The organism is Ruegeria sp. CDSA021, from assembly GCF_059612325.1.
The window spans coordinates 41,566-54,967 of sequence record NZ_JBXWQJ010000013.1; the positions used below are offsets into that span (position 1 = coordinate 41,566).

Genomic DNA, 13,402 nt, shown 5'->3' on the forward strand with positions numbered 1-13,402 from the left:
GGCTTTACTCCGAAGACAGCCGAGTGCCGGTGGGTATTGCCCAGCCCCGTAGGAAGGTTTCCCTATCCTGCGCGCCTTTGCCTGCCCTTTGCAAGCGCAGCAGTTCGACAGCACCCTGCCCGCAGGCCACGTACAGATCATCATTCAGAACCTCCCCCGGAGTGCCCTGCCCGTCCACCAAACGCGACGCCAGCAGTTTGATGCGTTCACCCTCCATCTCGGTCCATGCACCGGGAAAGGGTGATAGGCCCCGGATTTGCCTGTCGACTTCGACCGCCCGACGTGTCCAGTCGACGCGGGCTTCGGATTTGTCGACCTTGGAAGCGTAGGTCACGCCGTCCTCAGGCTGAGGTTCAGGCGTGAGATCCAACAGCTTAGCCAGCGCATCGACGATCAGCGCCGCCCCCATGGTTGAGAGCCGGTCATGCAGTTGCGCGGTTGTTTCTTCTGGTTCGATCGCAGTTGCCTGCCGCAGCAGAACCGGGCCTGTATCCAGACCAGCCTCCATCTGCATGATGCAAATGCCTGTCTCGGTATCGCCGGACATGATCGCCCGATGAATCGGCGCAGCCCCGCGCCAGCGCGGCAGCAGGCTGGCGTGGATGTTCAGGCAACCCTGCTTGGGCGCATCCAGAACGGGTTGTGGCAGGATCAGGCCATAGGCCACAACCACGGCCACATCCGTATTCAACGCGGCAAAGGCATCCTGCTCCTCGGCTGATCTCAACGAAACCGGATGGCGGACGCGCAAGCCCAGAGCCTCGGCCCGGGCATGAACGGGCGTTGGGCGGTCTTTCTTGCCACGACCGGCGGGGCGTGGGGGTTGGCAATAGACGGCGGCAATCTCATGCCCGGCGTCGACCAGTGCATCCAGAACCGGCACCGAGAAATCCGGGGTTCCCATGAAGACAACGCGCATCTTTACCCCTGCTTTTTGGCTTTGCGCAGCAGCATGTCACGTTTGACCTTGCTGAGCCGGTCGAAAAACATCCGTCCGTTCAGATGATCGATCTGATGCTGCACGCTGGTGGCGTCTATGCCAACAAAATCTCGGCGATCCACCATGCCCTGCTCATTCAGGAACTTCACCGTTACTGCACGCGGTCGTTTGATCTTGGCCGACACGCCGGGCAGGTTTGGGCTGGCTTCTTCATGTTCGCGCAGCTCGATCGAGCTGTGCAGAATTTCCGGGTTAGCTAGACGCACAGCCTTGCCCCGTTCTGCCGACCCATCGACCACAGCCAAGCGCAACATCACGCCGATCTGCGGCGCAGCAAGGCCAACACCGGGCATCGCATCCATCGTGTCGATCATGTCATCCCAGATGGCCCGGATCGCATCAGTGATTTCAACCACCTCATCCGCTTTGGTGCGCAGGCGTTTGTCGGGCCATGGCAGGCAGGGGCGGACGGTCATGTCCGGGTCCGTTCGCGTTTCAGCTTTTGCATCTTGCGGGTGATCATCTGCCGTTTCAGCGGCTTGAGATAGTCGATGAACAGCTTGCCGTTCAAATGGTCGATCTCATGCTGCACACAAGTCGCCCAAAGCCCGTCAAAGGTTTCCTGCTGAAGCTTGCCGTTCTGATCCATCCAGGTGACATCGACCACCTTGGGGCGGGTCACTTCGGCGTATTGATCGGGGATGGACAAGCAGCCTTCCTCGTAAACACTGATTTCATCCGAAGACGCAACGACCTCGGGGTTGAACATGATCAGGGGGCGCGGTGTCTCGCCCTCTTCCTTGACGCAATCAATCACGATCAGCCGGTCCAGCACACCGATCTGAGGCGCGGCCAGGCCGACGCCGGGCGCATCATACATGGTTTCCAGCATGTCGTCGGCCAGTTTGCGCAGCTCGTCCGTAAGGTCGTCCACAGGCGCGCAGACCTTCTTCAGGCGGGGGTCGGGATGGATCAGGATATTGCGTTTCATGAGGCTGATTTAGGCCATCCCGCCCCGCGCCGCAACGCCCCCCTTGCACCTGCCCGATTTGCGGTTAGCTTTCGACCAACAGAACGGAGCAGACATGACTTTCAACGACCTGATCGACCGCCGGGGCACCAACAGTTCAAAATGGGACAAGATGGAGACGCTGTATGGTGTTTCACCCGAGGATGGGCTGGCCATGTGGACGGCCGATTCCGATTACCAAACAGCGCCTTGCGTGATCGATGCGGTGCGCAAAGCGGCAGATCTTGGCGTGTTCGGCTATTCCTGGATGCACCCGGACTATCTGGCTGCGGTTCAATGGTGGATGAAAACTCGCCACGACTGGGAGATCGACACCGATTGGATTTTGACGACCCAAGGCTTGGGCAACGCAATTGCGCTGTCACTGGATGTCTGGACTAAGCCGGGCGATGGCATCGTGATCTTCACCCCGGTTTATCATGAGTTTGCCCACAAGGTGAACAAATCGGGCCGCAAAGTCGTGGAATGCCCGCTAGTGCGTGAAGGCGACAGCTATGGCCTTGATCTTGAGGACGCTCAGTCGCGTTTGGATGGATCCGAGACGATGCTGCTGTGGTGTTCGCCACAGAATCCGTCGGGTCGGGTTTGGACGCCGGAGGAGCTGCGCGCCGTGGCCGCGTTTGCCGAACGCAATGGGTTGATCCTAGTGTCGGATGAGATTCACCACGATCTGGTCTACCCCGGCACCAAATTTGTACCGATGGATGTTGCGGCCCCGGATGCACGACCCTGGACTGTGACGCTGACCGCTGCGTCAAAGACATTCAACATCGCCGGGCAACGCACCGGCAACATGATCATTCCTGATCCCAAACTGCGCGCGACCATGAAGCATCGGTTGCAGACGCTGGACTACGACCCCGGCGCATTGGGTGTGGCGATGATCACCGCCGCCTACAGCCCCAAGGGGGCCAAATGGGTGGATGCCCAGATCGCGCATCTGGAGGGCAATCGCCGTCTGTTCGATCAGACCATTGCCGAAATTCCAGGCCTGTGGTCGATGCCGTTGCAATCGACTTATCTGGCCTGGGTCGATTTCTCGGGCACCGGTATGGATCATGACGAGTTTGTCCGCCGCCTTCGCGAGGATGCGCGGATTGCAACTTCGTCAGGTCCTGGTTTTGGCGCTGGTGGAGAGACGTTCGAACGGTTCAACCTCGCAACGCAACGGGCGCGGGTCGAGGAAGCTTGCGCGCGATTGAAACGAGCCTTCGGGGATCTGCAATAAGACATGCGTCGGTTGGGGCTGATATGTCTCATTCTGTTGACACTAGGTGCCGGCTGGTTTGGCTGGCACCGCTATGGCCCGCGCCCGCCGGCCCCTCCGCTGGCGCCCGAAGCCACACGTATTGACCATATCCTGATTGAGAAATCCGCCCGCCGCCTGACTGCCTCGCTGGACGGGGCAGTGGTGATGCAGGCCGACATTTCGTTAGGTTTTGCCCCGGACGGAGACAAGCAGATCGAAGGGGACGGAAAAACCCCTATCGGGCTTTTTGAAATTAATCGACGCAACCCGAACAGCGCCTTTCACCTGTCACTAGGAATAGACTATCCACAACCCGATGACATTAAACGCGCACGTCTGAAGGGTGAGGACCCCGGAGGAGACATCTTCATCCATGGGCAACCAAACGGTGTGGTCGGTGTTACCCTGCCCGGAGACTGGACATTGGGCTGTATTGCACTGTCGAATGCCGAAATGGCGCAGCTTTGGAGCCTGACCGAAACCGGCACGACCGTCGAAATCCGGCCCTAATCCTCGTGCCCCAATAGGGCAATCGGTGCATCCGGCGCGCGATAGAAATCCAGCGGGGCACTGTCATGGGCTGCGGTGCTGCGTTTGAATTCATACCGCATTTCACCACCTTCGTCCTCATCCGCGACGATCAGGCATTGGTAAAGATGGTTTGCCCCATCATAGATATCGACCAGCCCGCGCAGACGCGGGGTGGTTTGGGTCTCAACCGTAAATCCATCTTTCCACAATTTAAGAATTTTGTATGTATTGTTGCCCATTTCCACCCGCAAACGGCTGGCTTTCTTCATCGTGGCGATTCGGGCCGCGTCCAACTCGGCGCGTATTTCCTTTGAAACATAGGTACTCATTAATCCGTTCCCCCGCTTATGAGTTCTATTGTGCGGGAAGAGTTGTAAAAATCCAGTGAACCGCATCACAGATCACGTTCTATCCGAAGTCTGTTGCACAGAAATCCCGACCCCGACTGTGCGACAATGCAGAGCTCTTGCGCGAGTGTTCGGATAGGAAGATGCCGGGCATGGGCCTATCTTTGGCGAAACGCTTTTGCGGAGGAAAAGAAATGGGCCTGCTGGTCGACGGAAAATGGCACGACACCTGGTATGACACCAAATCCACGGGCGGGGCGTTCAAACGCAGCGCCGCGCAGTTTCGCAACTGGCTGACAGCCGATGGCAGTGCAGGGCCGTCAGGCAAGGGCGGGTTCAAAGCGGAAGCCGGGCGCTATCACCTCTATGTCAGCTACGCCTGCCCCTGGGCACATCGCACACTGATCTTTCGCGAATTGAAAGGGCTGAGCGATCTGATCTCGGCCTCGGTCGTGCATCCAGACATGCTGGACAAAGGCTGGACGTTTGAAACCGACAATCATGGTGCCGCCGGTGACGACCTGTATGGCTTGGATTATGCCCATCAGATCTACTCCAGGGCCGATCCTTCTTATTCCGGTCGCGTCACGGTGCCGATCCTGTGGGACAAACAGCACGAGACAATCGTTTCGAACGAAAGCTCGGAAATCATCCGCATGTTCAATTCGGCATTCAACGGGATGACCGGCAATACCGAAGATTACTGGCCCGAAGCGATGCGGGGCGAGATCGAAGAGGTCAATGCGCGCATCTATTCAGACGTCAATAACGGTGTCTACAAGTCCGGCTTTGCCACCTCGCAAGCGGCATATGACGCCGCTGTGGGGCCGCTGTTCGACACATTGGACTGGCTGGAAGACCGTTTGTCCCGCAACCGCTATCTGATGGGGGACCGGATCACCGAGGCCGACTGGAGGCTTTTCACAACTCTGGTCCGCTTCGACCCAGTGTATCACCTGCATTTCAAGTGCAACAAGCGGCGTCTGATCAATTATCCGAACCTATGGGCCCATACGCGTGAGCTGTACCAGTGGCCGGGTGTCGCGCAGACGGTGAACATGAACCACATCGTGCGCCATTATCACTACAGCCACGACAGCATCAATCCGCATCGAATTATTCCGGTGAACCCGGTGCTGGATTATGCAGAGCCGCATGGCCGCGATCAGCGACCTGCAGCGTAGTGTTCGACCATCGCCGCCAGATCCTCTGGCGGCGTTTCACTTTGTACATAAGCGCAGGCATTCGGGCTGTGGGCAAAGATCGACCCATCCGAGAAGAAGGAGGTGTTGGTGACAAAGATCACCCGCGCCTCGGGGCGGCGATAGCTGGCGAAATCGGCCACGGCCAAAGCGCTGCCGGTTTCCAAAACCAGATCCAGCACGATGATTTCGAAATCCGTGCCATACAGCGCCAGAATGGCGGCCTCCTGCGTCTCGACCAGCGTGACCTCGGCGCCTTGCCTTTCCAGATGCCTTTTCCAGACCCGACCAAGATCGGGATTACTCTCAACAATCAGAACTTTCATTTGCAACAACCTCGGCACTTGATATGGTGATTGGTGCCGACCCCCGTGGTCCGTGATCTCGTTATTTCCTTAACAAAGTGTTAACAGCGGCCCCACAGCTCCGTGAACTGGCGGATTTGCTTGTGTAAGAGGCAAAAATCCGCTTGAAACGCGCAAAAATCGGTCATTTCCCGCAGAGAGAGCAAATGAGCACATTGGATCACGGTCTGGACCCACGCGCGGCGCGCGACCACGGTGGAGGGCTGGACAGGGCGATTGTCAGGTATGGTGGTCAACGCTCCGACTGGATCGATCTGTCGACCGGCATCAACCCGCATCCTTACGAGGTTTCTGGGCTAACCGCCGGTGATTGGGCTGAACTGCCGGATCACGGGGCCTTTGAACGACTTTCAGATGCCGCACGCCGGTTCTGGAATGTGCCGGAGGGCGCGGCGATCCTGCCCGCACCGGGCGCATCGGCCATCATCGCACGCATTCCCGCGCTTGCCACGACAGGCGCCGTGCAGATCACGCCGCCCACCTATAACGAACACGCCGCCGCCTTTTCGGCACAGGGTTGGACCGTTCAAGCTGATACACCCGGAGATGCCCGCGTAATCGTGCATCCGAACAATCCCGACGGTCGTATCTGGAAGGAAAGCGATGTTTCTGCCCCGCTGACCGTGATTGACGAAAGCTTTTGCGACGTCATGCCGGACGCGTCCTTGATCCATCTGGCAGACCGCACCGGCGTTATCGTGCTGAAGAGCTTTGGCAAGTTCTGGGGACTGGCCGGGATGCGTTTGGGCTTTGCAATCGGGCAGCCAGAGATGATCAACCGGCTGAACGATCTGACGGGCCCGTGGTCTGTGTCTGGCCCTGCCCTGAGGGTTGGAACACAGGCCCTGGCGGACAATGGCTGGGCAAACAATACACGTGCGCGATTGGATGATGAGGCCGCCCTGTTGGACGCTCTGGTGACAGCCAAGGGGGCCAGGGTCATCGGTGGCACCAGTCTGTTCCGGCTTTATCAGGTTGACGACGCCGCTGGATGGCAGAATCGACTGGCACAAAGCCATATCTGGAGCCGCGTCTTTCCTTATTCAACCACCTATCTGCGTCTCGGGCTTCCGCCTGCGGACGGGTGGGATCGGCTGGAGACCGCGCTGTGAGCCTTGGCCTGATGCTGGTTTGCGCCATGTTTCTGGACGCAGCGCTGGGAGAACCCGACTGGCTCTGGTCGCGCGTCAAACACCCGGCTGTGATGATCGGCAATCTGATCAGCTGGCTGGATAAACGTTTGAACCATGGGGCCGGACGTCGGCTGAAAGGGGTGGGTGTGCTTGCCCTGCTGGTCTGCGGTGCATTGGGGCTGGGCTGGGCGCTGTCTCTGCTGGGGCCGGTTGTCGAGGTCTTGCTCTGTGCGATCCTGCTGGCACAGAAATCGCTAGTTGCACATGTGCGTGCGGTGGGTGACGGGCTGCTGACCTCATTGGCTGAAGGGCGGGCACAGGTGGCCATGATCGTCTCACGCGATACGCGGGACATGACCGAGGCGCAGGTGGCGCGCTCGGCCATCGAAAGCGCGGCGGAAAACCTCAGCGACGGCGTCATTGCGCCTGCTTTCTGGTTTCTGGTCGCCGGTTTGCCCGGGCTGCTTGTCTACAAAGCCGTGAATACCGCCGACAGCATGATCGGTTATCGCAATGAAAAGTACCGCGCGTTTGGCTGGGCCTCGGCCCGGTTCGACGACCTGCTGAACCTGATCCCTGCCCGCCTGACCTGTGTGCTGATCGTGGCGCTCTCCGGCCAGCGGTCGCGCTGGCGCGAAATTGTAGGGGATGCGCGCCGCCATATCTCGCCTAATGCAGGCTGGCCCGAGGCCGCCATGGCCCGCGCGTTGAACGTCGCCCTTGCCGGACCGCGCAGCTATGACGGGCAGGTCAGGGATCTGGCCTGGGTCAACGGCGATGCGCCGCACGACATCGGCGCGGCGGAAGTCTTCCGCGCATGTCACATGTTGTGGTGCGTTTGGGGGCTTGCGCTTGGGCTCGTGTCAGTGTCGGTTGGGGTCAAACTGATTTTCTGACGGGTCCCTTCATGCGATTTCTTTCCGGTCTGATCGCCGCAGCTCTGTTTGCCTCTCCTGCTCTGGCCCAATGTGGTGGCGGGTTCAATTCGTTCGTTAAGGGGTTAAAAGCCGAGGCTGTGCAGCAGGGTTTTGATAAATCCACCGTGAACGCGTTTTTCAATGGCGTGCAGCAGGACAATGCGGTGCTGAAGGCGGACCGTGCGCAGGGGGTGTACCAGAAACCGTTCATCGAATTTTCACGCCTTCTGATCACGAGAAATCGGATCGAACGTGGGCAGGCAATGTCGCGCGAACACGACGTTGTGTTTGACCGGATCGAGCGCGAGTATGGCATCTCGCGCGGGGTGCTGCTGGCCTTTTGGGCGTTTGAAACAGACTATGGTGCGTTTCAGGGGAACTATAACACCCGCAACGCGCTGGTGACGTTGGCGCATGACTGCCGCAGGCCCGAACTGTTCCGCCCGCAAATATTTGCTGCCATCGAACTGTATCAGAACGGTGATTTCGACCCTGCCCGTACAACGGGCGCATGGGCCGGAGAGATTGGCATGGTCCAGATGCTGCCCCGTGACATTCTGGAAAACGGTGTCGACGGAGATGGTGACGGGCATGTTCGCCTGAAAACTTCGGCCACTGATGCGCTGATGTCCGGGGCCAAGATGCTGTCGCATCTGGGTTGGCGTGCGGGCGAACCGTGGCTGCAAGAGGTCACAGTGCCCACACAAATGGATTGGTCCCTGTCTGGCCCCGGCAAACCACGCTCGGTGGCTGATTGGCAAGCAATGGGCATACAGGCCCGCAGCGGGTCGCTGGCCAATCTGCCAGCCTCATTGATCCTGCCACAGGGACGCAACGGGCCAGCGTTCCTAGCCTATCCCAATTTCGACGTTTATTTCGAGTGGAACCAAAGCTTTGTCTACGTTGTGACAGCCGCCTATTTCGGCACACGACTTGAAGGCGCGCAGATCTATGATGCAGGCAATCCGGCGCAAGGTTTGAACGGCGCACAAATGAAGCAGCTACAAAGCAAGTTGCAGGCCAAGGGCTATGATGTCGGCAAAGTCGACGGCATTCTGGGAGCTGGAACGCGGGCCGCCGTGCAGGCGGAACAGCAACGCTTGGGCCTGCCTGCAGACGCGTGGCCGACAGTTGAGTTGTTGAACCGCCTTTAGTCGGCTTCAACCGTCTTCAAACACAGGGCGTGGCACCCCGGTCTCATCCAAGGCAACAAAGACGAAATCCGCATCCGTTACCTTTTGGCCATTGTCGGATTGTCTGGGACGCGCCCAAACATCCACATGAACGCGTATGGATGTGCGTCCGACATGGACCAGCGTTGCATAGAGCGTCACTTCGTCCCCAACCTTGACCGGTTGCAGGAACTGCATCGCCTCGACGGAAACGGTCGCCGATCGTCCCTGCGCCACACGCGCTGCCATATTGCCCGCAGCCAGATCCATTTGTGACATCAACCATCCGCCAAAAATGTCACCCGCCGGATTGGTGTCGGCGGGCATCGCAATCGTTCGAATGACCAGAACACCTTTGTCTTGCTGACGACCATGCGATCCGCGTTGTTTTCCCAAAGCGAGGCGTTTGTCGTAGTCTTCTGTCACAGGTTATATCCCCTCATGGGCCTTTGGCTGGAAAGATCGTCCGCACAATCTGACAAGTTTTATCGTCAAAATGAAGAGAGTCCCTATCTTGTGCTTTGTCTTTGGACCGCGATCACACACCGGTTTACTCGGGTCGAACCGGATACCGATCGCCTTTCTCGTCGATTAAGATCAGCCTCTCGCCGCTGTGCACATACAGATCACATCGGCTGAACCCATTTCGATAAGCGATGCAAACGCTGCCATCCTCGGCAATGGAATAGGTCCCAAAGGCCGAGTCTCCGCTGGCATAAGTGAAGGAATAGGCCCCTCCAGCCGAGAATTTGGCCTGACCGTCATCGTAGAAGGTGAACGTTTGGCCCGCCAAAGCGTCGAGTTCTGATGATGTCAGGGGAACATCCCCGGATTTGACAGACCAGTCTGTGGCAAAGGCCGGGCTGGCGGCGATTAGGGCGGGGATCAAAAAACGCGTCATGTTCCCAAGTTAGCGCGATACAGCCACAACCGTCATAAATTTGCAGTGAGCGGTCAGGCGACCATCTGCTCGGCTTTCTTCAGATCAACCGAAACCAACTGACTGACGCCCTGTTCCTGCATGGTCACGCCGAAAAGCCGGTCCATCCGCGCCATCGTGACTGCATGGTGAGTGATGATCAGGAAGCGCGTATCGGTCTGGCGGCACATCTCATCCAGTAGGTCACAAAAACGCGTGACGTTGGCGTCGTCCAGCGGCGCGTCGACCTCGTCCAGCACGCAGATCGGCGCGGGATTGGCCAGGAACACGCCGAAAATCAGCGCGGTCGCGGTCAAGGTTTGTTCTCCACCCGACAACAGGCTGAGGGTCGACAGTTTCTTGCCCGGCGGTTGGCACATGATCTCAAGGCCAGCATCCAGCGGATCGTCGCTTTCGACCATGACCAGATTGGCCTCGCCACCGCCGAAGAGATGCTTGAACAGCATCGCGAAATTCGAGTTCACCTGTTCAAACGCGGTCAGCAACCTCTCGCGCCCTTCGCGGTTGAGGCTGGCAATACCGCTGCGCAGGGCCTTGATGGCCTCTTCCAGATCTGCTTTTTCGCTGCTGAGCGTGTCGAACTCTTCCTGAACTTCTTTACTGTCTTCCTCAGCCCGCAGGTTCACCGCGCCCATTGCGTCACGTTGGCGCTTGTGGCGGTTCACCTCTGATTCCAGTACATCCGCAGCAGGCATCTGGTCGGGGTTCACGTCCAACTGGTTCAGCAGTTGGTTCGGGGTCAGCTGTTGATCTTCAGCGATCCGTTCCGCTGCAGCGACGACGCTTTCTTTGGCCGCATCACAGCGTGCTTCAGCCGCCGCACGGGTTTCACGCGCTTCCGAGGCCAAACGTTCAGCCTCACGTTCAGCCAGAACAATCTCTCGCTGCTGGGTCTCAGCCTCGGCCAGCTTGTCAGCAGCCTCTGCCCGACGCGTTTCAGCCGCTTCGATCAGTTCGTTCAACTCTTCCCGCGCTTCGGCGATTTCTGCGGGCGCTGCCATGGCTTCGGTCAGTTCTTCTTCCGAGCTTTCCTTGCGCTCGGCCAATTCCGAAATCCGCTTTTCTGCAGTTTCCAATCGGTGCCGCCATCCGCTGAGGTCTTTTGTGACCTCCTGCGAACGGCGAGTGCGTGCGTCCCCCTCACGACGCAGCTCATCATGGGTCGAACGGTGGGTCAGCATTGTGATCCGCGCCGCTTCGACGGTTTGTTTGATGTCTTCGACCTCGGCACGGGCGCTGTCGAGTTCACCTAAACCGCTCAATGCACTCTCAGCTTCGCGCAATTGCGCGCGGGCCGCCATGGCGTCTTCCTTGTGGCGATCCACGGTGAGAGTCAGGGTTTCCAGCCTTCCCTGCGCCAGATTGCGATCCGCTTCGGCCCGGCTGAGCAGACGCGCGGTTTCAGCCATGCGCTGATCAGCAGCACGGCGAGCTTCGCGCGCCCGACGGTCGGCCTCGGTCACGTCTGCCAATTGGCGCGACAGCGCCTCATGCGCAGCGCGGGCACCATCTGCTTGCGCCTCGGTGCGTGTCAATTCCTGCTTCAGCGTTTCCAGTTTGTTGAGCTGCTCCAACCGCAGCGCTGCTGCGCTTGGGGCATCTTCGGCCCATGCGCGGAAGCCGTCCCAACGCCACAGATCACCCGAGCGGGACACCAGCCGTTGACCCGGTTTCAGCGCCGCCTGCAGGCGTGCACCCTGATCCGCATCCACAAGGCCAATCTGAGCAATCCGACGGCTGAGACGATCCGGGCCAGATACATGTAGCGCCAGCGGTTCGACCCCATCCGGCAACTGCTGATCACTGTCATAACCCGCCACCTGCACCCAACCGGAGGGGCCATCGCCCTCGACCAGCGGCGCACGCAGATCATCGGCCAAGGCCGCGCCCAGGGCTTTTTCAAAGCCCGGCTCTACGCGCAGCAGATCCAGCACTTGGCCACCTTCGGCGGTGTCACGTTCCACCAGCTTGGCCAGGGCGGTGGTTTCGGCACGGATCGCTCCAAGTTCGCCTTCAGCCTCAGAACGCTGTGCACGCGCTTCGGCCTCGCGCGCTTGCGTTTCGTTGCGCAGCTCGTCGGCGACAGCCAGTGCCTCGTCAGCGGCTTCTGCTGCTTCGCGCGCTTCTTCCTCGCCCTCCTGCGCGGCTTCAAACGCCTCGCTGGAGCGGGTCAGGGCCGTTTTGGCCTCATCCACTGCGTGCCGTGCTTTTTCCTCTTCGCCCTCGGACCGGGTCAATGTCTTGCGACTGTCTTCGACCAAACGTTGCGCCGATTGGTGCCGGGCAACAAGGCGGGCCATATCTTCGGTCTGTTGCGACAGGTGGTCTTCGCGGTCCTGCAGGATCGAGGCCGCTTCGCGCGCGATTTCTGCCGCTTCGGCCACTTTCTCATCATGACCTTCGGCTGCCTTGGTCAGCTCGCGCGCTTCCCATTCCAGACGCTCGATCATCTGACCCGCGTCGCGGTTCAGACCGGTTTCACGCTCAATATCGTTGCCAAGCTGCTGAATACGGTTCGTCAGTGTCTCAATGGTCTGCCGCGCGCGGGTTTCCTGATCCGAAAGCTGATCGCGCTGCACCTGCTGACGTTGCAGAACAGCCGCAGCAATGGCCTCTTCTTCCCGCAAAGGTGGCAGGGCTTCTTCGATCTCGGACCGTTTGGCGGCGGCCGCTCGGGCTTCAGCCTCGGCGCGGGAGGCTTCGGTGATCCGTTCGCGCAACTTTTCTTCAGCCTGCTGGCGGGCCATATCAGCTTCTTTCCAGCGCCGATACAGCAGCATCCCTTCGGCCTGCCGCAGTTGTTCGCCAATCTCGCGATAGCGCGCGGCCTGACGCGCCTGACGGGCCAATTGAGCCAATTGCCCACCGAGTTGTTCCAGAACATCATCGACGCGGGTCAGGTTGGCCTCGGTCCCTTTCAGCTTCAACTCGGCTTCATGGCGGCGCTGATAGAGGCCCGAGATCCCGGCGGCTTCTTCCAGAATACGGCGGCGGGCGCGGGGTTTGGCGTTGATCAGCTCGGCAATGCGGTTCTGTCCCACCAGTGCGGGCGAATGTGCCCCGGTCGAGGCATCGGCGAACAGCATCTGCACATCTCGGGCTCGCACGTCCTTGCCATTGGTCTTGTAGGCGCTGCCGACATCACGGGTGATGCGGCGGACGATCTCCAACTGATCACTGTCGTTGAAACCTGACGGCGCGAGACGTTCCGAGTTGTCCAAGGTCAGGACCACCTCGGCAAAGTTGCGTGCAGGCCGGGTGGCAGCACCGGCAAAGATGACATCTTCCATCGCGCCGCCACGCATGGATTTGGGGCGGTTTTCACCCATCACCCAACGCAGTGCTTCCAGAAGGTTGGACTTGCCACAGCCATTTGGACCAACCACTCCGGTTAGCCCGTCCGCGATGATCAAATCGGTCGGGTCCACGAAGCTTTTGAAGCCGGTCAGTTTAAGTTTGCTGAAACGCAATGGCTGCTCTTGGTATGATTCCTATGGTTAGGAAGTCTGCGCAACCATGGGTGCAAGTGTCAACGTGATTGCGCAGGATGTGGCATATTGGGCCGAGTTATCCACA

14 protein-coding genes are annotated in these 13,402 nt (G+C 59.3%); 6 read left to right on the forward strand and 8 right to left on the reverse strand.

All coding sequences use genetic code 11. The features are described from left to right. Window positions 1-4 precede the first annotated feature (4 nt). Genes fmt through def (AC2FLD_RS16755) form a run of 3 tightly spaced genes read right to left on the reverse strand, consistent with a single transcriptional unit; the run spans window position 5 to window position 1,931 of the window. Window positions 5-919 carry a methionyl-tRNA formyltransferase gene (gene fmt, locus AC2FLD_RS16745; RefSeq protein ID WP_496671041.1) on the reverse strand — a complete coding sequence of 305 codons (915 nt, stop codon included), beginning with the start codon at window positions 917-919 and terminating at the stop codon, window positions 5-7. 2 nt (window positions 920-921) lie between these two features. After that, entirely contained in the window at window positions 922-1,416 is a 495-nt protein-coding gene (def, locus tag AC2FLD_RS16750; RefSeq protein WP_050605239.1) for a peptide deformylase, read from the reverse strand. Next, complete coding sequence (gene def, locus AC2FLD_RS16755; protein WP_496671038.1) at window positions 1,413-1,931, reverse strand: peptide deformylase; 519 nt, start codon at window positions 1,929-1,931, stop codon at window positions 1,413-1,415. Before def (AC2FLD_RS16755) ends, def (AC2FLD_RS16750) begins: the two co-directional genes overlap by 4 nt. Window positions 1,932-2,025: 94 nt before the next feature. Between def (AC2FLD_RS16755) and AC2FLD_RS16760 the strand changes: the two genes are divergently transcribed. Next, entirely contained in the window at window positions 2,026-3,198 is a 1,173-nt protein-coding gene (locus AC2FLD_RS16760; RefSeq protein ID WP_496671035.1) for a MalY/PatB family protein, read from the forward strand. 36 nt (window positions 3,199-3,234) lie between these two features. Next, entirely contained in the window at window positions 3,235-3,729 is a 495-nt protein-coding gene (locus tag AC2FLD_RS16765) for a L,D-transpeptidase family protein (RefSeq protein WP_496671032.1), read from the forward strand. On the opposite strand, the gene AC2FLD_RS16770 is transcribed toward AC2FLD_RS16765, so the two are convergent. Continuing rightward, entirely contained in the window at window positions 3,726-4,079 is a 354-nt protein-coding gene (locus AC2FLD_RS16770; RefSeq protein ID WP_496671029.1) for a hypothetical protein, read from the reverse strand. The two genes, AC2FLD_RS16765 and AC2FLD_RS16770, sit on opposite strands and share 4 nt — an antisense overlap. A 212-nt stretch (window positions 4,080-4,291) precedes the next feature. Here AC2FLD_RS16770 and AC2FLD_RS16775 point away from each other — a divergent pair, with 212 nt between their 5' ends. Beyond that, entirely contained in the window at window positions 4,292-5,281 is a 990-nt protein-coding gene (locus AC2FLD_RS16775) for a glutathione S-transferase family protein (protein ID WP_496671026.1), read from the forward strand. Here AC2FLD_RS16775 and AC2FLD_RS16780 read toward each other — a convergent pair. Then, window positions 5,263-5,625, reverse strand: coding sequence for a response regulator transcription factor (locus AC2FLD_RS16780; protein ID WP_050605244.1), 363 nt, complete (start codon window positions 5,623-5,625; stop codon window positions 5,263-5,265). The two genes, AC2FLD_RS16775 and AC2FLD_RS16780, sit on opposite strands and share 19 nt — an antisense overlap. A 185-nt stretch (window positions 5,626-5,810) precedes the next feature. On the opposite strand from AC2FLD_RS16780, the gene AC2FLD_RS16785 reads away from it, so the two are divergent. Genes AC2FLD_RS16785 through AC2FLD_RS16795 form a run of 3 tightly spaced genes read left to right on the forward strand, consistent with a single transcriptional unit; the run spans window position 5,811 to window position 8,868 of the window. Beyond that, entirely contained in the window at window positions 5,811-6,776 is a 966-nt protein-coding gene (locus AC2FLD_RS16785; RefSeq protein ID WP_496671023.1) for a threonine-phosphate decarboxylase, read from the forward strand. Continuing rightward, window positions 6,773-7,693 (forward strand): adenosylcobinamide-phosphate synthase CbiB, encoded by a 921-nt coding sequence (gene cbiB, locus AC2FLD_RS16790; protein WP_496671020.1) that lies wholly within the window; start codon window positions 6,773-6,775, stop codon window positions 7,691-7,693. The genes AC2FLD_RS16785 and cbiB overlap by 4 nt, the downstream gene beginning before the upstream one ends. 11 nt (window positions 7,694-7,704) lie before the next feature. Further along, the gene (locus AC2FLD_RS16795; protein ID WP_496671017.1) at window positions 7,705-8,868 is read left to right on the forward strand and encodes a lytic murein transglycosylase; all 1,164 of its coding nucleotides are present in this window, start codon (window positions 7,705-7,707) and stop codon (window positions 8,866-8,868) included. Window positions 8,869-8,874: 6 nt separating this feature from the next. Here AC2FLD_RS16795 and AC2FLD_RS16800 read toward each other — a convergent pair whose 3' ends face one another. From AC2FLD_RS16800 to AC2FLD_RS16810, 3 genes are all read right to left on the reverse strand, one after another. After that, window positions 8,875-9,213 carry an acyl-CoA thioesterase gene (locus AC2FLD_RS16800; protein ID WP_496671166.1) on the reverse strand — a complete coding sequence of 113 codons (339 nt, stop codon included), beginning with the start codon at window positions 9,211-9,213 and terminating at the stop codon, window positions 8,875-8,877. A 223-nt stretch (window positions 9,214-9,436) separates the two neighbouring features. Further along, on the reverse strand, window positions 9,437-9,787 hold the full coding sequence (locus AC2FLD_RS16805) for a hypothetical protein (protein WP_050605248.1): 351 nt from the start codon (window positions 9,785-9,787) through the stop codon (window positions 9,437-9,439). A gap of 53 nt (window positions 9,788-9,840) precedes the next feature. After that, window positions 9,841-13,296, reverse strand: a complete 3,456-nt coding sequence (locus AC2FLD_RS16810; protein ID WP_496671014.1) for a chromosome segregation SMC family protein — start codon at window positions 13,294-13,296, stop codon at window positions 9,841-9,843. Window positions 13,297-13,402 lie beyond the last annotated feature (106 nt).